Here is an 18,264-nt window from a genome sequence, read left to right as displayed (position 1 = left end):
TTACCGCGCACCGCCCTGCAATACGTCCCAGAAGGCCGCGCCAAACCGGTCGGCGCGCTTGCTGCCCAGAAGCGCGCACAAGGCATCCTCGTTCTGCGGTGGCCGGTCCGCCAGTTTCGCCAGCAGGGAGGCCGAGCAGGACAGCGGTTTCTGCGTCCCGTCCTGCCCGCGCAACAGGCTGGCCTGCGCCTCCATCAAGGCATCGTAGACGCCGCCCGCCCCGGTCACGGCCAGTTTGCGCCGCCGGGGATGAACCTCTTGCGCCGCGCCATTCAACACCTCAAGGAAAGCCGCGCCATATCGTTCCAGCTTTTTCGCGCCGATGCCGTTAACCCGCGCCATATCATCCAGCGAGGCCGGACGTTTCTCTGCCATCTCGATCAGGGTCCGGTCGGGAAAGATCATATAGGGCGGCACCTGCGCCTCACGTGCCAGCGCCGTGCGCTTGGCCTTCAGCGCGGAAAACAGCGGCGCGTCCTCCTCCGGGACCAGTTCCCTGACCGCCGGACGCCGCTCAGCGGCCTTTGTCACCGCATCCTTGCGCAGACTGATTGTCTCTTCGCCGCGCAGGATCGGGCGGGCGCGGTCGGTCATGACCAGCGCGCCATGGCGTTCCGCATCCGGGCGCATCAGATCATGCCCCATCATCTGCCGGAACACAGCCTGCCACTGCCCCCGGCTGAGGTCCTTTCCCACGCCGTATGTGGGCAGGCTGTCATGGCCGCGCTGGCGGATCTTGTCGGTGTCCTTGCCCAGCAGGATGTCGATCAGATGCCCGGCGCCAAAGCTTTCGTCCGTGCGCAGCGCCGCCGACAGCGCCTTGCGCACCGCCAGCGTGCCATCGAACAGCTCTGGCGGGCTGTCACACAGATCGCAGTTTCCGCAATTCCCGGCCTCTTCGCCGAAATAGCCCAACAGGACCTTGCGCCGACATCCCTGCGCCTCTGCCAGCCCCAAAAGCGCGTTCAGCCGCCCGTGATCGGCGGCACGGCGTTCCGGCGGGGCCATCCCTTCGTCGATCTGCGACCGACGCAGGCGAATGTCCTCGGGGCCGTACAGGGTCAGCGTTTCCGCAGGCGCGCCGTCACGCCCGCCGCGCCCGATTTCCTGATAATAAGCCTCGATCGACTTGGGCAGATCCGCATGGGCGACCCAGCGGATGTCAGGTTTGTCGACCCCCATGCCAAAGGCCACGGTCGCCACAACGATCAGCCCATCCTCGCGGGCAAAGCGTTCCTCGACATGGCGACGGTCCCCCGCCTCCATCCCGCCATGATAATAACAGGCCGAGTGCCCCTCATCCCGCAGCGCCTTGGCAATGCCTTCGGTCTTGGCGCGCGTGCCGCAATAGACGATGCCGGACTGCCCCTTGCGGGCGGCGGCAAAGCTCAGGATTTGCGCGCGCGGGCCGTCCTTGGGCTGAAAGGCAAGGTGGATGTTCGGCCGGTCGAACCCGCGCAGAAAAGTGGTCGGCGCGTGACCGTCGAACAGACGGGTGACAATCTCTTCGCGGGTTTCGACATCCGCCGTGGCGGTAAAGGCGGCCAGCGGCACATCCAGCGCGCGGCGCAATTCGCCGATGCGCAGGTAATCGGGGCGGAAATCATGGCCCCACTGGCTGACGCAATGCGCCTCATCCACCGCAATCAGCGACACACTCGCCTGCGCCAGCATCCGCTGCGTGCCGACATTGGCCAGCCGCTCGGGGGCGAGGTACAGCAGTTTCAATTCACCCGCGTGCAGCATGTCCCAGACCGCATCGGTCTCTTCCGGCGTGTTGCCAGAGGTCAGCGCCCCCGCCGCCACCCCGGCCTCCCGCAGGCCGCGCACCTGATCGCGCATCAAGGCGATCAACGGGGAAATCACCACCGTCACCCCAGAGCGGATCAAGGCAGGCAACTGGAAACACAGGGATTTGCCGCCACCTGTGGGCATGATGGCCAGCACGTTCTGGCCACCCGCCACGGCATCGACAATCTCACCCTGACCGGGGCGAAAGGCGTCAAAGCCGAAGATGTCCTTGAGAAGCGCCTCGGCGGTCCCGGCGTCGCGCGGCATGGATGTCCCTGTCGATATGTCTGGATCGGATCGTTGCCAGACAATCACATACTACGAATCGGTGAATCAACCCCTACGGGCCACAATATGAGCCATTGGCCCCCATGACTCCGCCGCTTCTTCTGTCCGAAAATATTCCGGGGGGAGGCCGCAGGCCGAGGGGGGCAGCGCCCCCTGCCCGGTCAGAAGCCGTAGAAAAAGGCCGCGTTGTTGCGCAGGATGATCTGCAACGCGTAAACCCCGATCAGCGCGATCAGCGGTGCAAGGTCCAGTCCGCCCATCGGCGGCAGGATACTGCGGATGCGCGAATACACCGGTTCCAGCAGCCGGTTCAGCCCCTCCCAGATCGAGGCGACAATCGGTTGCCGCAGGTTCAGGATCTGAAAGTTGATCAGCCAGCTCATGATCACATGGGCGACGATCACAAAGACCGCGATGCTGAGGATCATGTTCAGAATTTGAAAAAGCGACTGCATCCGATAGACCTTTGTTCCGCGCGTCCGACTGGCACAGACCTATGCGCACCAAGGCTTAAGAACAAGTGTGCCGCAAGGTCTTGATTGACGTGCCCGCCGCAGCGCAGCAACAAGGACACAAAGGAGCCAGCCCATGTATCCCTTTCTGCGCCTCTTCTGGCAAAGCTATCTCGCCCGTCGCGCCCCGCGGCTTGGCCTTTTGGAAACACATGTCTCGACCCATCTCTGCATGCCATGGGATCTTGACCTGTGGATGGAACTGAACAACGGGCGCACACTGACGATCTACGATCTCGGGCGTATCCCGCTGGGGTATCGAACCGGGCTGTTCGACGTGCTCCAGCGTGAACGCTGGGGCCTGACCGTTGCGGGATCGGTCGTGCGTTACCGTCGGCGCGTGCGCCTGTTCGAAAAGATAGAAATGCACTCACGCCTGCTGGGTTGGGACAAGCGATTCATCTACATTGATCAATCGATGTGGAAGACAAACGGCGACTGCGCCAGTCATGCGGTTTATCGGACCGCATTGACCGACGCCAACGGCATCGTGACCACCGATCGGTCGACCACGGCGCTTGGCGTGCCCACCGAAAGCCCGCCGCTGCCGGCATGGGTGCTGAAATGGATCGAGGCCGAAAACGCCCGCCCGTGGCCCCCGCAAACCCGCAATGCGCCTGAACTGATCGCCGCCGCACAGGCCAAAGACGCCGCATAAGCCCGCAACTGGGACCGCCGCACAGTTTTCCCTTGCGCAAGGCCCCTTGCAACACCATGCCGCGATAGGTTCTATCGCGGCATTGGGCAGGGGGCAGCCATGGCACAGCCAACGAAAAAGCAACGCATCTGGGGTTGGATGTTCTTCGACTGGGCGCAACAGCCCTATGCCACCCTTGGCCTGACCTTTATCTTCAGCCCCTATTTCGCCGCCGTCGCCGCCGATTATTTCCTTGCCCAAGGCGCTGGCAGCGACGCCGCCAAGGCGGGCGCACAAAGCCTGTGGTCCTCGGCCCAGACAATTGCCGGACTGGCGATCGCCTTTTCCGCGCCGCTGCTGGGGGCCTGGGCCGATGCGACAGGACGCAAACGCCCGTGGTTCTGGCTGTTCACCGGCATCGCAATTGCCGCCGCCTTTTCTCTGTGGATGCTGAAGCCGGACGGCACCGGGCTGTATTTCGTGCTGGCGCTGTTCTGGCTGGGCTTTGTCGCCAGTGAATCCGCCTTCAACCTGAACAATGCCATCCTGCCCAGCCTTGGCACGCCGGAAGAGGTCGGGCGCATCTCCGGCACCGCCACGGCCTTTGGCTATTGGGGTGGGGTGCTGTCGCTGTTCCTGATGTTGCTGTTCTTTGCCGAAAACGAGACCGGAAAGACGCTGATCGGCCTGTCCCCCGCCTTTGGCCTTGACCCAGAGGCGCGCGAAGGCACGCGGTTTGTCGGGCCGTTCATCGGCCTGTGGTTCGCAATTTTCCTGATCCCATTTTTCATGTGGAACCGGGATGACCCGCTGGAACGCAAGACCCCCGCAAGCGTGCGCGGCGTCCTGTCCGACATGAAGACCTCAATCATCCGCGTCTGGGGCCGCACGTCCTGCCGCAGCTTCCTGCTGTCTTCGCTGTTTTATCGCGACGCGCTGACCGCCCTTTATGCCTACGGCGGAATTTACGCGACGCTGGTTTTGGAATGGAAGGTGATCCAGGTCGGCGTTTTTGGCATCATCGCCGCCATCGCGGCGGCTGTTCTCAGCTGGGTCGGAGGTATCGCCGATCACAGGTTCGGCCCAAAGCCGGTGATCCGTTTCTGCATTTGGGTGCTGATCCTTGTCGGTTCGATCATTGTCGGGATGTCCCGTGAAAGCCTGTTCGGGATGCCATTGGCCGAAGGATCGCCGGTTCCGGACATCATCTTTTACATCTGCGGCGCTGTCATCGGCGGTGCAGGCGGCGCGCTGTACTCTGCCTCGCGGTCGATGATGGTGCGTCACTGCGATCCGATGCGGCCCGCCGAGGGCTTTGGCCTGTTTGCGCTGGCTGGCAAGGCCACGGCCTTTCTGGCCCCGGCGATGATCACGATCTTCACCTATTCCACTCAATCCAACCAGTTGGGCTTTCTCCCTGTGATCGGGCTTTTCCTGCTGGGCCTCATTCTGCTAACCTGGGTGCATCCGCAGGGAGAAAGACCCGCATGATCCGTTTTGTTACCGCCATTTCCCTTGTCCTCGCATTGGCCGCTTGTGGCGGCAGCGGGCGCGATATTTCAGGTGACCGCACCCCGGCCCGTCCGCTGGACCCGGTGCTGTCATCGAAACAGGCCAAACAACTGTTCGGCGCCAAGGCGCAGGCCTCGCCACAGGCCTCGGCCCCATTCGGCGGCTATGCCAAGGGGTGCCTCGCCGGGGGCGTGCAATTGCCGGAAACCGGTCCGACATGGCAGGCCATGCGCCTGTCGCGCAACCGCAACTGGGGCCATCCGGACCTGATCGACTACGTGCAGGACCTCAGCCGCAATGCCGCCGCGCAACCCGGCTGGAACGGTCTGTATCTGGGCGATTTCAGCCAGCCACGGGGCGGTCCGATGCTGACCGGCCACGCCAGCCATCAGATCGGTCTGGACGCCGACATCTGGATGCTGCCCGCCGACAACCTGAACCTGTCGGTCAAAGCGCGTGAGAACATCTCGTCGATCTCCATGCGCCGCGCGTCGGGTGCCTACACCAACGACAAATGGACCAAACAGCACCACGAGATTCTCAAGGCCGCCGCCAGCGACCCGCGGGTGGCGCGGATCTTTATCTTTCCCGGTGCCAAGGTGCAGATGTGCAACGACGAAAAGGGCGACAAGGCGTGGCTGCGCAAGGTGCGGCCGTGGTGGGGGCACCACTATCACTTTCACGTCCGCCTGAGCTGTCCCAAGGGCGCGACCGGCTGCGTCGATCAGGCCGCCCCGCCGCCGGGCGACGGTTGCAAGGAGGCCCAAGGCTGGGTTGATCGTATCCTCAACCCGCCGCCGCCCGACCCCAACGCCAAACCCTCGCCGCCAAAGCGAGAGTTGACGCTGGGCGATCTGCCGCGCCAATGCGCCGACGTTCTGTCCGCGAACTGACCCCGGCATATGTTCCGAACACTGTTGAAACGCCTGCAAAGGCGGCTTGTCGCCTGCCTGTCGCTTGGGCTTCTGGCGGGGTGCACGTTTGGCTCCGGCCCCAAGGCGGAATTCATGGGCCGCATCGACTGGCCCGCAAGCATGCATCGACTGGGCGGTTTCTCTGGACTGGAAGTCACCGACGATGGCACGCGCTTCGTGGCGCTCTCTGACCGCTCGCGGATCGTCACAGGGCAGTTTATTCGCAAAGGCGGGCGCCTTGTCGGTGTGGAAAACGCCCCCGCCGTCCGACTGCGCACCGAAAGAAGCCGCTTTCTGTCCCGCGCCCTGAACGATGCCGAAGGGCTGGCCCTGTCCGCCAGCAATGTCACCTACATTTCGTTTGAAGGAACCCACCGGGTCTGGGCCTACAAGGACTATGGAACCGCGATCCCGCTGCCACGCCCGGAGGCCTTCAGCCTGATGGCAGGCAACGCTGGCTTTGAGGCGCTGGCGATAGACGCGCAGGACCGGCTTTACACCCTGCCCGAACGGTCCGGCCAGTTGACACGCCCCTTCCCCGTCTGGCGCTACGACGGCACGGATTGGGCACAGGTCTTCACGCTCCCCCGGCGCGGCGGCTTTCTGCCCGTTGGCGCGGACTTTGGACCGGATGGCAGGTTCTATCTGCTGGAACGCGGCTTCTCCGGCATCGCCTTTCGCACGCGCGTTCGCCGCTTTACCCTGTCCGACGACCGGATTGTCCGCGAAGAAGTGCTGATTGAAACGCCCGCGCACCGACATGGCAACCTCGAAGGGCTTTCGGTCTGGCGCGACGCAGCGGGGGCGCTGCGGCTGACAATGGTCTCCGACGACAACTTCATGAGCTTTCAGCGCAGCGAATTTGTCGAATACCGCGTGACGGAGTGATCCCGGAAATCGCTTGACGCCCCAACAGGCCGCATTTATGTGCGCCCAATCCGGAAAACCGGATCAAGTCCCCGCAACCTTGTCAAAAACGGGTCACATCATGACACGCGCACATCTTCCCGGCATTCTTGCCATGGCGGCCATCGTTCTGGCCTCCAACATCCTCGTCCAGTTCCTGTTTGGCCAATGGCTGACATGGGGGGCGTTCACCTATCCACTGGCCTTCCTCGTCACCGACCTGATGAACCGCATCTACGGCCCCGGCCCGGCGCGGAAGGTGGTCTTTGCCGGCTTTGTCGTCGGCGTCGTCTGCTCGCTGATCGGCACGCAGATCATGCTGCAAGGCGATGGATACAGCTATCCGGCAGTCACGCTGCGGATTGCCATCGGCTCCGGTCTGGCGTTCCTGACTGCGCAACTGATGGACGTGGCGATCTTTGACCGCCTCCGCGAAGGCACATGGTGGCGCGCGCCGCTGGCCTCGACGCTGGTCGGCTCGACACTGGACACGGCGCTGTTCTTCACCATCGCCTTTTCGGCCGGGCTCAGCTGGATCGAACCGGCAAATGACGTCAGCTGGGCCAATGAAATCCTGCCGTTCCTCGGCTCCGGCCCCGATGCACCGCTGTGGATGTCACTCGCCGCGGCCGACTGGATGGTCAAGCTGAGCCTCGCCCTGCTCGCCCTCATCCCCTTCCGTCTGATCGTTTCAAAGGCACGCCCGGAACAGAAATCAGCTTGATACGCAAAAAAGACTTTGTGGTCGGCGATACCCGTGCCACCATCATCTTGCGTTTTCAACAGCTGAAAGGAGGTGATCCAGTGTCGAGAGAAGCATTGGAGAGAGGTGTCGGAACAGTTCGGGAGGATGCGCTCTAGGGCAACCCCTGGGGTGACAACCCCCCGGATTGGCAGCGCCTAACCGGCCCCGCCTCCGTATTCTCGAAGGGCCGCTGATCTGGCGGCCCTTTTTCTTTTGCCCTAAATGAACACCATGCTGCGCGTCACCGACCATATCACCATCGAGGACTGGGAACTGACAGAACAGTTCATCCGCGCCTCCGGCCCCGGCGGCCAGAACGTGAACAAGGTGTCCACGGCGGTCGAATTGCGGTTTGAGGCAGAACGCTCCCCGAACCTGCCCCCTGCCGTCAAAACCCGGCTGCGCAAACTGGCCGGACGCCGCTGGACCAAAGAGGGCGCTCTGGTCATTCAGGTCGAAGACACCCGCAGCCAGGCCCGCAACCGCGAGATTGCGCGCCAACGCCTCGCCGAGCTTGTGCAAAAAGCGACCGAAAAACCCAAACGCCGGATACCGACCAAACCCACCCTTGGCTCGAAACGCCGACGCCTCGATGCGAAAAAACAGCGGGGTGAGATCAAGGCAACACGTGGCAAGGTCGATCCGGACTGACGCCGCCATCCTCCCGCACCCGCGCCCCGGTTTCTCCTTTGTAAAACTACCCCCGCCGGAGGCAGCCCGAGGGACCGGCCAAAGGCCGGCCCCGAGACACCCTGCGCGCGTCAGCGCACTCCTGGATCAGAACCGCTCCAGCAGACGGTCCAGATAGTTGCGCTCTTCCTCGGGACGATCCAACTCGCCAGAGCGTTTGCGCAATTCGCCCAGCAGTTCCTCGGCCCGACGATAGACGTCCTGCCCCTGCAACAGACCCTCATCCGTGCCGACCCGACCGGTGTTGCCAGAGTTGCGGCCCAGCGGATCGCGTTGCTGTGCAGGATCGCCGCCTTGGGCAAAGCCTTGCTCGCCGGTGCGTTGCTGCTGCTGTTCGGCCAGCGCCTCGCCCAGATTCCGCATCCCTTCGCGCAGGGCCTCCATCGCGCTGGACTGCCGGTCGATCGCTTCGGCCAGATCCCCGTCGCGCAATGCGCGTTCTGCCCCGTCCATAGCCCCGTCTGCCCGCTTGAGCGCCTCGGCGGCGCGTTCACCGGCCTCTGTTCCCTGTCCGGGCAACGCCTGTCTCTGGCGGTTCAACTCATCGCGCAAGGCCCGCTGCCGTTCGGCAAGATCGCCCGCCAGATCACCGCCGTCGCCTTGGCCCGGATCACGCCCCTCTTGGCCTTGCCCCGGCTGGCGTCCCTGCGGACCCGGCTGGCCCTGTCCCGGCGGCGGGCGCTGGCCCTGACCGCGCTGGCCATCGTTGAGATCGCGGAACGACTCGTCCGACAGTTCCTGCTGCTCGCGCAGGGTGTCAGCCAGACCTTCCATCGCCTGCTCGCCCGGTGACTGACCGCCGCCTCCCGGCCCTTGGGTCATCTGCATATTGTCCAGCATTTCCTGAAGCTGGCGCATTGCTTCCTGCGCCTCGGCCATCCGGCCCTGTTCCATCAACTCCTGAATCTTGTCCATCATCCGCTGGATATCGTCCTGCGACATCTGGATCATGTTCTGGGGGTCCATCTGCTGACCCTCGGGGTTGTCCTGCGCCTGCTGACGGCTCAATTGCCGCATGTAATCGTCCGTCGCCTCGCGCAGTTCCTGCATCAGTTCGGCGATTTCCTGATCCGAGGCACCGTTCTTCATCGCCTCTTCCAGACGCTCACGCGCCCGTTGCAGGCGTTCCAGCGCATCCTGCAAATCGCCCTCTTCCATCGACAGGGCCAGATCCCACATCGCCTGCGCCAGTGCGTCCTGCTTTTCGTCGGTGATGGCGTTGTACTTTGCCAAAAGCTCGATCCGCGTGGTCAGGGTGCGCAGGCGCAACTGTTCCACATCCTTGCGGAACAGGTCCTTGGGCTCATTCAGGATCGCCTTGAAGATCTGCACGATCATCCCGGCGTTCTCACGGTTCCACAGCAGCGACTGACGCTGCTCGATCAGCGCCGCCGCCACGGGGTCAAAGAACCGCCGCCCCGGCATGGTCAGCGCCTCGGGGTCCGACAGGCCGCGTTGGCCACGACCGTCCTCGACCTCCAGCGTCAGCTTGACCGGCAGGTTGGCCCAGGGGTGCAGCGAAAAATTCCCGACCAGAGAATTGGTGAAATCCGCCCGGTTTCCCGAAACCGGCATCGACAGCGGCACCTCGATCATCTTGCGCTGTTCCGGCGCGATGGTGCGGCCATAGCGGCGGTCGACGGCGTCAAGATCCAGCACAAACCGCGCCGTCCCCGTCACAACCCCGTGGTCGTCCGACGCGGTGTAGGGGATCTGCGCCTCGCCCTCATAACTGACTTCGATCTCACCGTCGCGTGTCACGCTGGGGGCGGCGTCGGGGATCATGGCGATCTGCCAGAGACGGCCACCCGGTCCCTCGACGGCCAGTTCACCCGACCGCAAAACGGCAAAATCCTGTGCCGTGTCCTGTGCCGCTTCTGGCGGCAGGTCGCGGCCAGACACGTTTTCGCGGATGCTCAGCGCGCCGACCTCACCGTACATGCGCAGCGTGATTTCTGCCCCCTCGGGCGCTTGGATCGACGCGGCGGTGATGTCGTTGAGGTAGACAGACGGCAACCGGGTATAAGCCGGCGGCTGCATCCAGCCTTCCCAGGCCGGTCCCTGCGCCAGATCGGGACCACCGGCCCCCATGCCCGTCACGGATTGCACCCGCACTAGCGACCCGAACAGAATCGCAACCGACAGCGCCAAAAGCGCGACATAGCGCAACGCCAGCGGATCGTTCCGCGAGACGCGCAGATCCGGTTCCACCGCGCGCGCCTCTGCCAGACGGGCGCGCATCCGTGTCTGGTGCGCGCGCCACACAGCGGTCGAGGCCGCGTCACCGCCGCCAATCGCCTGCGTGTCCAGAGAGGCCTGGATAGGGTTGCCCGTCAGCGTTGCGTCCAGTCGCACCATCGCCGCCGCACGGGAGGGCCAGCGAAACCGCCGCGCCCCGTACCAGACCGCCCACAGCGCCCCCGCGCCCAGTACGGCCCCCGCCGCCCAGACCCATTCAACCGCAACCTCGTCCTGAACCCCCAGCATCAACAGCGCCAGGGTGAAGATCACGATGGACCAGAGCGGCCAAAAGGCACGGGCCAGCCGTTCGGCCGCCATACCAAGTCGGGTCAGCGCCAGTGGCCAGCGCAGGGTGCGGAAAATATCCGATGAGGGGTCGCGTGTGGGGGGCATGTCGCTCCTCGCAATCAGTGACGGCGAGGAGGATGCCTCACAGCCATTCGGGGATGGTATCGCGATTTATGATCTCGTCAAAGGTCGGCCTTGCGCGGATAACCGCGAATTGATCGCCATTGACCAGCACCTCGGGGATCAGCGGGCGGGTGTTGTACTCGCTCGACATCACGGCACCGTATGCCCCGGCAGAGCGGAAAGCCACCAAATCCCCGGCCCGAAGCGGGGGCATAAGGCGCCCCTTGGCAAAAGTGTCACCGCTTTCGCAGACCGGCCCGACGATGTCATAGGGGTGTAGCTCCGCCCCGGCAGGTGCCTCAATAACAGGCACAATCTCATGATGCGCCTCATACATCGCCGGACGGATGAGGTCATTCATCGCCGCGTCGAGAATCAGGAAATCGCGCCCCTCGCCCTCTTTGACGTAGATGACATCGCTGACCAGCAACCCGGCGTTGCCGACAATCAGGCGGCCCGGCTCAATCTCGATCTCACAGCCCAGATGACCGACAGTGCGCTGGATCAGCGCGCCATAGTCCATCGGCAGCGGCGGCGCCTCGTTCGAGCGCGCGTAGGGAATGCCCAGACCGCCGCCCAGATCCAGCCGCGTGATCTCATGCCCGTCCGCGCGCAGCGCCTCTGTCAGCTCCGCGACCTTGCGATAGGCCTGCTCAAATGGCTCCAACTGCGTCAGTTGCGAGCCGATATGCACGTCAATGCCGATCACCTTCAGCCCCGGCAGGCGCGCCGCCTCCGCATAGACCTCGCGGGCGCGGGCGATCGGAATGCCAAACTTGTTTTCGGACTTGCCAGTGGCGATCTTAGCATGGGTCTTGGCGTCCACATCCGGGTTCACCCGCACGGTGATCGGCGCGACAACACCCATCGACGCGGCCACCTCAGAGATGACGCGCATCTCCGGCTCACTCTCGACATTGAACTGGCGAATGCCGCCTTCCAGTACGGTCCGGATCTCGTCCCGCGTCTTGCCCACGCCGGAAAAGACGATCCGCTCGCCCGGAACACCCGCCGCTTTGGCGCGGGCGTATTCGCCACCCGACACCACGTCCATGCCCGCGCCCTCGGCGGCCAGCGTTTTCAGGATCGCCTGATTAGACGCGGCTTTCATGGCGTAACAGACAAGATGCGGCCCCCAGGCCAGCGCCTCATCGAACAACCGGAAGTGGCGCACCAACGTCGCGGTCGAATAGACGTAAAACGGCGTTCCGACGCTGGCGGCAATCTCGGCCACCGGGACGTTCTCGGCAAAGAGCTGCCCGTCTTGATAGATGAAATGATCCATGACCGCGGCTTTAGCCGAGCGCGCGAATTTGGGCCAGCCCTCTCTTGCGCAAACCCAAGTCGCAGCAATCCCCCCTTTGCGTTTCTTCTGTCCAAAAATATTCCCGGGGGAGTCGCGCCCTTGCGCGACGGGGGCAGCGCCCCCTTCCCCTTGTCCACGCCATGCAACGCACTCTACGCTGGCACCGCAAGACAAACGAAAGGCGCACCATGCACGAGGCGATCAAACACGGCAACGTGGCTGTCATCACCGGGGGTGCCTCCGGCATCGGGCTAGAGATGGCGCGCAGGCTGGCCTCACTCGGTCTGCGCGTCTGCATCGCGGACCTGCCCGGCGAGACGCTGGATACCGCCGTGGATCAGGCCGGGGCCGCGCTTGGGGTGGCCTGCGACGTCTCGGACAGTGCGCAAATCCGGGCGCTCAAGGCGCGGGTCGAGGAAAGGCTTGGGCCGGTCGATGTCCTGATGAACAACGCGGGCATCCAGCCCGGCAGTTCCATCTTCGACGACGCGGGCACATGGGAGCGGATCATCGCGGTAAATCTCTGGGGCATCATCCGCAGCAGCCAGATTTTCGCGCCCGACATGGCGACCTCGGGCTGCAGCGGGCTGATTATCAACACCGGGTCGAAACAGGGCATCACCACGCCGCCGGGCGACCCCGCCTACAACGTGTCAAAGACCGGGGTTAAGACCTTTACCGAGGCGTTGCAGCACGAATTGCGCAACATCGACGGCTGCCGGACAGAAGCGCGGCTGTTCATCCCCGGATGGGTCCACACCCCCCTGACCGCGCGGGGCCGGACACAAAAGCCCGACGGCGCATGGACGCCGGAACAGGTCGTTGCGGTCCTGCTGGAGGCGCTGGGGCGGGACGATTTCTACATCCTCTGCCCGGACAACGACGTGGATCGGGCCACCGATGCCAAACGTATCCTCTGGGCCGCGCAGGACATCGCCGAAAACCGCGCGCCGCTTTCGCGCTGGCATCCGGACTACGCCGATGCCTTTGCGGCATGGCTCAAGACCTGAGCGCGCGCGTCCGGCGGGGTTTCCCCCGCCGCTTGCCCTAGACCGGGCGAGAGCGAAACCAAAGGTACAGTGGCAGGCCGCAACTGACTCCGATGCAAAACGTGGCCGGGATCGCCAGCAGAGCAGCCCAATTCCGCCGCACCGCGACCTCGGCGACGATCCAGATCGTCAGCGCCAGTGCCGCGATGGTCAGATCCCAGGTCAACCCGCGCGTGCTGTCATTGACGTACCACGCGTCGATCAAAACGCCCAGGTTCCAGCCGTTCCCGGCCAGAAACGACACAAAGTAATACATCGGGTGCACGGCCCCCCAAAGCGCCATCGCCAGCCAGAGCCACCGCAGCATCAGCCTTTGATCCCGACCTCGGCGGTGCCGGTCACAGTGACGCTGATGCCGGGGCCGGACGTGGTCGGGCCTTCGGGGGTTTCGGGCTCGCCGTCCGCCCCGCAGGCCGCCAGTGCGAGCAGTCCGAGAATTGCAAGAAGCCTCATGCCAAACGCCCTTTCCAGGCTGCGATCTGTTCGCGCACACGCTGCGGCGCGGTGCCGCCATAGCTCATCCTTGAGCGGACAGAGTTGTGCACGCCCAGCACATCATAGACCGACGCGTCGATATTCCCATGCACTTCCTGCATCTCGTCCAGCGTCAGATCCGGCAAGTCGCACCCTTTACCCTCAGCCTTGGCGACAAGGCTGCCGGTGACGTGGTGGGCATCGCGGAACGGCAGGCCGGTTTCGCGCACCAGCCAGTCGGCAAGATCCGTCGCGGTGGACAACCCGGCAGATGCGGCGCCTTCGAGGTTGGTCACATTGGCGGTCATGTCCCGCACCATCCCCTCCATCGCGGCAAGGGCCAGCATCCAGTTGTCGGCGGCGTCGAACACCTGTTCCTTGTCTTCCTGCATGTCCTTGGAATAGGCCAGCGGCAGACCCTTCATCACCATCATCAGCGCGACATTCGCGCCGAAAATCCGTCCAATCTTGGCGCGGATCAGTTCTGCGGCATCCGGGTTCTTTTTCTGCGGCATGATGCTGGAGCCGGTGCTGAACCGATCCGACAGGGTGACAAACCGGAACTGGGCCGAGGACCAGATCACCAGTTCCTCGGCAAAGCGGCTGAGGTGCATGGCGCTGATCGAGGCGACAGATAGGAATTCCAGCGCAAAGTCGCGGGCGCTGACAGCGTCCAGAGAGTTGCCCATCGGTTGATCAAAGCCCAGCGCCTGCGCCGTCATATGGCGGTCGATGGGAAACCCGGTGCCCGCCAGCGCGGCGGCACCAAGGGGCGATTCGTTCATCCGTTTGCGCGCATCGCGGACGCGGGATAAATCGCGCCCGAACATCTCGACATAGGCCATCATGTGATGGCCCCATGTCACCGGCTGCGCGGTTTGCAGGTGGGTAAAGCCCGGCATAACCCAATCGGCCCCCGCCTCGGCCTGCGCCAGCAGTGCCTGCATCAGGGCCGTCAAACCACCCTCGGCGGCGTCCAGCTGGTCCCGCACCCAAAGACGGAAATCCGTTGCCACCTGATCGTTGCGCGACCGTCCGGTGTGCAGCCGCCCTGCCGGTTCGCCGATCACCTCTTTCAGACGCGCCTCCACGTTCATGTGGATGTCTTCCAGCGCAGTCGAAAATTCGAAGGTTCCGCTTTCGATCTCTGACAAGACCGTGAGCAATCCTTCCCTGATCGCCTCGGCATCGCTATCACTGATAATGCCCGTGGCCGCCAGCATGGCGGCATGGGCACGAGACCCGGCCACATCCTGGGACGCCAGCCGCTTGTCATAGCCGATCGAGGCATTAATTGCCTCCATGATGGCATCGGGTCCGGCGGCAAAGCGGCCGCCCCACATCTGGTTCGAGGTCTTGTCAGACATAGAGTGTCCTTCGGAGGTCATATGAAACGTCTCACGCTTGCGGCTCTCTATACTGCCGCATTGATGCTTGCAAATCCGGTCGCCGCCGATGTTGAGGCCGCAAAGGCCGCAGCCACCGGCGACATGCGCAAGATGGTCTTTCACGCCGAGCCCAAAGCGGTCGGCACAGCGGATTTCATGACCTTCGACGGCGCGCCGCTGAACCTGTCACAGTGGCAGGGGAAATGGGTGGTCCTGAATTTCTGGGCCACATGGTGCGCGCCCTGCCGCAAGGAAATGCCGATGCTGGCAGCCTTGCAAGAGGAACTGGGCGGTGAGAATTTCGAGGTTCTGACCATCGCCACCTCCCGCAACCCGCCGCCCAAGATGAAGGCCTTTTTCGACGAGATCGGCGTCGACAACCTGCCGCTGCACCGAGACCCCAAGTCGATGCTGGCGCGTCAAATGGGCGTTCTGGGCCTGCCGGTGACGCTGATCCTGAACCCCGAGGGGCAGGAAGTCGGGCGGCTGACCGGCGATGCGGACTGGTCATCGGACGCCACGCGCGCCGTTCTGAACGCGCTGATGGGCCTCGACGGCGGCACCTGATCGCAAAGCCGCAATTTCAAAGAAAAACCCCGTCCGGAGGTCCGGACGGGGTCTTTTTGGAGAGAGAGAGAGAGAGAGAGTAATTCTGGTTGGCCGGGCGGTTAGCGCCGCATGCCGATCCGGGGTCTTTGTGCCACCGTCACCCGTTGCACAGCAGGCGCAGCACGGCACAGGCGCGATTGCAACGTGGCGGCCACAAGGGCCAGCAGGCAAAAGATGGACAAGGTTGCGATCACGTTCACGACACTCCGGTTCATCGGCCCCCACCGACAAGACTGAAACTGGGCAAAACCGGGGCGAACCTCAATGGGTTTTGCCCAACTCAGGCCAAAAACCCCAGTTCGGGATGACAATCCGCCCAAGAAACCAGCGCTGTTTCCCGAATTTGCGGCTTTTGTGCCTCATTTCATCGGGCCACGGTTCACAACCACTCGAATCGGAGCGCCCACCGCAGCGCGTGTCGGCACCTCACTCCGGCAGACCCTGAACGCAGATGGACTGGCTGACGCGCCGTCGCTTTTGACAGACGGCCCCCGCTCGGCAAGATGGCAGGTCAGGAGGAGACATGCCGCTGACCGTGCTCATTGGGCTGGTGGTTGTGGGGATCGCGGCCATTGCGCTGTTGATCCACACCACTGGTCTGTCGCACCCCCGTCGTTTCACGACGGAGGAGGCCGCACGCGCCGCGTGGACCCGCGAATTCCCGCTATCCGATGTCAAGGGCGTCACCCTGTGCCGGTCCGGACGCGCAGCGCTGATCGACACCGATGCCGGTGTCGGCGTGGTCTGGCCGATGGGCGCGGACAGCACCGCGCGCCGGTTGACGGATGCGCGGATCACGCCCCACGACGGCGGGTTGATCCTGCACCTGTCCGACTACGCCGCACCAACCGTCCGGCTGCATTTGGACCCGGACGAAACCGCCCTCTGGGCAGAAAGGATCGGCACACCATGAGCGACCAGATCACCTTTCCCGATGTCGTGCAGCTTGCCGTGCCCTTTTTCATCGCAGCGATCCTGGCCGAATTGCTGTGGATTCGCCTCACCGGCAAAGGCGGCCGGTATGAAACCCGCGATGCTGTCACCTCTTTGATCATGGGGGCAGGCAACGTCGCCGCGGGCATTGCGCTTGGGTTCATCGCTTGGGGTTTTTTCCTGTTTTTGTGGGAGCTTACACCGCTTGACCTGGGCACCTCATGGTGGGTCATCGCGCTGTGTTTCGTGCTGGACGATCTGCGCTATTACTGGGTTCACCGGTTTGGCCACCGCATTCGCTGGGTCTGGGCCAGCCACGTCAACCACCACTCCTCGCAGCACTACAACCTGACCACCGCGCTGCGGCAGACCTGGACCTACACATTCACCTTTATGATGGTGGTGCGCGCGCCGCTGATCCTGATGGGGTTTCACCCGGCGCTGGTGCTGTTCTGCGGCGGACTGAACCTGATCTATCAGTTCTGGATTCACACAGAGACAATTGGCCGGATGCCAAAGTGGGTCGAGGCGGTGATGAACACGCCCAGCCACCACCGCGTGCACCATGGGCGCAACGCCCGCTATCTGGATGCAAACTACGCCGGGGTCTTTATCGTCTGGGACAAACTGTTCGGGACCTTTGTGCCCGAACTGGACGAGGAGAGACCCGATTACGGCCTTGTCCACAACCTTGGCACGTTCAACCCGATCCGCGTGGCCTTTCACGAATGGGTCGGCATCTGGCGCGATGCAACGCAACCGGGGCTGCGCCTGCGCGACCGCCTGATGTATTGCGTTGCCCCGCCGGGGTGGAGCCATGACGGCACCCGCGAAACCTCGGAGCAGATCAAGGCGCGGCACCTTGCGGCCAATCCGGAGCAACGCGGAACTCCGGGCTTCTGACACGCCACGCAACCACACCATGTCACGCAACGAAGTCGGGCATTCCGGACTTTCCCTTTCGCTTGCCATTGTCCATGCCTGTCATGAACCTGTTGCAGGGTTGGCGGATTTTGCCATCATGGCCTTGTAACAGGACCGTGAGGTCCCCAAATGATATGTATACCTTTGTATACACAATTTTCGGAGTAGGCATGTTCGAACTGCTTCTGTCAGACGGGATGTTCCCGTTTACCCTCGCACTCGCCCTGCTTTTTGGGCTTTTGGCGCTCGAAGTTGTCTTTGGACTGCTCGGGGGCACGCTGCTTGGTGCCGGAGCGGATGGCGTCGACATCGACGGGCCGGATCTGGACGTTGACATGCCCGACCTCGGCGATCTGGGCATCGATCTGGGGCTGGAGGGCACCGACATCGATATCGGCGATCTCGAACTGGCCAACCCGGATCTTGACGGCCCGGATCTGGACGGCGACATCCCGGACGGCGCCCCCGACGGGGCGGACAGCATCGCGGCATGGCTGGGTTTTGGCAAGATGCCCGCGCTGATCTGGCTGGCCGCAATCCTGCTGGCCTTCGGTCTGTCGGGCCTCGTGATCCAGACCGTCGCCGCCAATCTTTTTGGCGACCCGTTGCCCGCTTGGCTGCCCGCCCTGCCCGCCGCTGCCGCCGCGATCTGGTTTGCCCGGCAATTCGGCGCGCTCTTTGCGCGCCTGCTGCCGAAAATGGAAACAGAAGCCCTGTCAGAGCGCCATCTTGGCCGTCGCGCCGGCGTCGTGACCCAAGGCACCGCCGCCAGAGGACGCCCGGCAGAGGTGCGCGTCACCGATCGTTATGGCAACATGCACTACCTGCGCGCCGAACCCTTGCGCGACGACGTGACCATTCCGCAGGGGACAGAGGTCATGGTCCTGCGCCACCGATATGAGACTGGCTATCTGCTGGTCGCACTCACCTGAAT

Annotated in this window: 19 protein-coding genes; 11 read left to right on the top strand and 8 right to left on the bottom strand. The window is 63.6% G+C overall.

Translation table 11 applies throughout. The features are described from left to right. A complete protein-coding gene (recQ, locus tag ACN0S5_RS08810) occupies positions 1 to 2,058 on the bottom strand; it encodes a DNA helicase RecQ (protein WP_417207803.1) in 2,058 nt (685 codons plus the stop codon). Positions 2,059 to 2,240: 182 nt separating this feature from the next. Then, positions 2,241 to 2,534 (bottom strand): YggT family protein, encoded by a 294-nt coding sequence (locus ACN0S5_RS08805; RefSeq protein WP_417207801.1) that lies wholly within the window; start codon positions 2,532 to 2,534, stop codon positions 2,241 to 2,243. 133 nt (positions 2,535 to 2,667) lie between these two features. Between ACN0S5_RS08805 and ACN0S5_RS08800 the strand changes: the two genes are divergently transcribed. The 6 genes from ACN0S5_RS08800 (at position 2,668) to arfB (ending at position 7,956) form a co-directional block, all read left to right on the top strand. Next, complete coding sequence (locus tag ACN0S5_RS08800; RefSeq protein WP_417207800.1) at positions 2,668 to 3,249, top strand: acyl-CoA thioesterase; 582 nt, start codon at positions 2,668 to 2,670, stop codon at positions 3,247 to 3,249. Between the two features lie 99 nt (positions 3,250 to 3,348). After that, positions 3,349 to 4,719, top strand: coding sequence for an MFS transporter (locus ACN0S5_RS08795; protein WP_417207799.1), 1,371 nt, complete (start codon positions 3,349 to 3,351; stop codon positions 4,717 to 4,719). Further along, positions 4,716 to 5,633: a penicillin-insensitive murein endopeptidase gene (gene mepA / locus ACN0S5_RS08790; RefSeq protein ID WP_417207798.1), complete on the top strand. Its 918-nt coding sequence runs from the start codon at positions 4,716 to 4,718 to the stop codon at positions 5,631 to 5,633. Before ACN0S5_RS08795 ends, mepA begins: the two co-directional genes overlap by 4 nt. A gap of 9 nt (positions 5,634 to 5,642) precedes the next feature. Beyond that, positions 5,643 to 6,542: an esterase-like activity of phytase family protein gene (locus ACN0S5_RS08785; RefSeq protein ID WP_417207797.1), complete on the top strand. Its 900-nt coding sequence runs from the start codon at positions 5,643 to 5,645 to the stop codon at positions 6,540 to 6,542. A 100-nt stretch (positions 6,543 to 6,642) separates the two neighbouring features. Continuing rightward, positions 6,643 to 7,284: a queuosine precursor transporter gene (locus ACN0S5_RS08780; RefSeq protein ID WP_417207796.1), complete on the top strand. Its 642-nt coding sequence runs from the start codon at positions 6,643 to 6,645 to the stop codon at positions 7,282 to 7,284. Positions 7,285 to 7,536: 252 nt separating this feature from the next. Beyond that, positions 7,537 to 7,956 carry an alternative ribosome rescue aminoacyl-tRNA hydrolase ArfB gene (arfB, locus tag ACN0S5_RS08775; protein WP_417207795.1) on the top strand — a complete coding sequence of 140 codons (420 nt, stop codon included), beginning with the start codon at positions 7,537 to 7,539 and terminating at the stop codon, positions 7,954 to 7,956. 126 nt (positions 7,957 to 8,082) lie between these two features. Here arfB and ACN0S5_RS08770 read toward each other — a convergent pair whose 3' ends face one another. Both ACN0S5_RS08770 and lysA read right to left on the bottom strand, forming a co-directional pair. Then, on the bottom strand, positions 8,083 to 10,629 hold the full coding sequence (locus tag ACN0S5_RS08770; RefSeq protein WP_417207794.1) for a DUF4175 domain-containing protein: 2,547 nt from the start codon (positions 10,627 to 10,629) through the stop codon (positions 8,083 to 8,085). A gap of 37 nt (positions 10,630 to 10,666) precedes the next feature. Next, positions 10,667 to 11,932 (bottom strand): diaminopimelate decarboxylase, encoded by a 1,266-nt coding sequence (lysA, locus tag ACN0S5_RS08765; RefSeq protein ID WP_417207793.1) that lies wholly within the window; start codon positions 11,930 to 11,932, stop codon positions 10,667 to 10,669. Between the two features lie 209 nt (positions 11,933 to 12,141). Here lysA and ACN0S5_RS08760 point away from each other — a divergent pair, with 209 nt between their 5' ends. Beyond that, a complete protein-coding gene (locus ACN0S5_RS08760; RefSeq protein WP_417207792.1) occupies positions 12,142 to 12,963 on the top strand; it encodes an SDR family NAD(P)-dependent oxidoreductase in 822 nt (273 codons plus the stop codon). 37 nt (positions 12,964 to 13,000) lie between these two features. Here ACN0S5_RS08760 and ACN0S5_RS08755 read toward each other — a convergent pair whose 3' ends face one another. From ACN0S5_RS08755 to argH, 3 genes are read right to left on the bottom strand one after another with little or no spacing between them, the layout of a single operon-like run. Beyond that, entirely contained in the window at positions 13,001 to 13,309 is a 309-nt protein-coding gene (locus ACN0S5_RS08755) for a DUF2834 domain-containing protein (RefSeq protein ID WP_417207791.1), read from the bottom strand. Continuing rightward, a complete protein-coding gene (locus ACN0S5_RS08750; RefSeq protein WP_417207790.1) occupies positions 13,309 to 13,455 on the bottom strand; it encodes an argininosuccinate lyase in 147 nt (48 codons plus the stop codon). The genes ACN0S5_RS08755 and ACN0S5_RS08750 overlap by 1 nt, the downstream gene beginning before the upstream one ends. After that, on the bottom strand, positions 13,452 to 14,843 hold the full coding sequence (gene argH / locus ACN0S5_RS08745; protein WP_417207789.1) for an argininosuccinate lyase: 1,392 nt from the start codon (positions 14,841 to 14,843) through the stop codon (positions 13,452 to 13,454). Before argH ends, ACN0S5_RS08750 begins: the two co-directional genes overlap by 4 nt. Positions 14,844 to 14,864: 21 nt before the next feature. Between argH and ACN0S5_RS08740 the strand changes: the two genes are divergently transcribed. Next, entirely contained in the window at positions 14,865 to 15,431 is a 567-nt protein-coding gene (locus tag ACN0S5_RS08740) for a TlpA family protein disulfide reductase (protein ID WP_417207787.1), read from the top strand. Between the two features lie 101 nt (positions 15,432 to 15,532). On the opposite strand, the gene ACN0S5_RS08735 is transcribed toward ACN0S5_RS08740, so the two are convergent. Further along, entirely contained in the window at positions 15,533 to 15,688 is a 156-nt protein-coding gene (locus tag ACN0S5_RS08735) for a hypothetical protein (protein WP_417207786.1), read from the bottom strand. A 308-nt stretch (positions 15,689 to 15,996) separates the two neighbouring features. On the opposite strand from ACN0S5_RS08735, the gene ACN0S5_RS08730 reads away from it, so the two are divergent. From ACN0S5_RS08730 to ACN0S5_RS08720, 3 genes are all read left to right on the top strand, one after another. Then, positions 15,997 to 16,386 carry a hypothetical protein gene (locus ACN0S5_RS08730; RefSeq protein WP_417207785.1) on the top strand — a complete coding sequence of 130 codons (390 nt, stop codon included), beginning with the start codon at positions 15,997 to 15,999 and terminating at the stop codon, positions 16,384 to 16,386. Next, positions 16,383 to 17,309: a sterol desaturase family protein gene (locus ACN0S5_RS08725; RefSeq protein ID WP_417207783.1), complete on the top strand. Its 927-nt coding sequence runs from the start codon at positions 16,383 to 16,385 to the stop codon at positions 17,307 to 17,309. Before ACN0S5_RS08730 ends, ACN0S5_RS08725 begins: the two co-directional genes overlap by 4 nt. Positions 17,310 to 17,500: 191 nt before the next feature. Then, a complete protein-coding gene (locus ACN0S5_RS08720; protein WP_417207782.1) occupies positions 17,501 to 18,262 on the top strand; it encodes an OB-fold-containig protein in 762 nt (253 codons plus the stop codon). The last annotated feature ends 2 nt before the right edge of the window (positions 18,263 to 18,264 follow it).

The organism is Antarctobacter sp., assembly GCF_048262615.1.
Taxonomy (GTDB): domain Bacteria; phylum Pseudomonadota; class Alphaproteobacteria; order Rhodobacterales; family Rhodobacteraceae; genus Antarctobacter.
The sequence above is the reverse complement of the archived record's forward strand: the minus strand, read 5'-3'. Positions and strand labels throughout refer to the sequence as shown.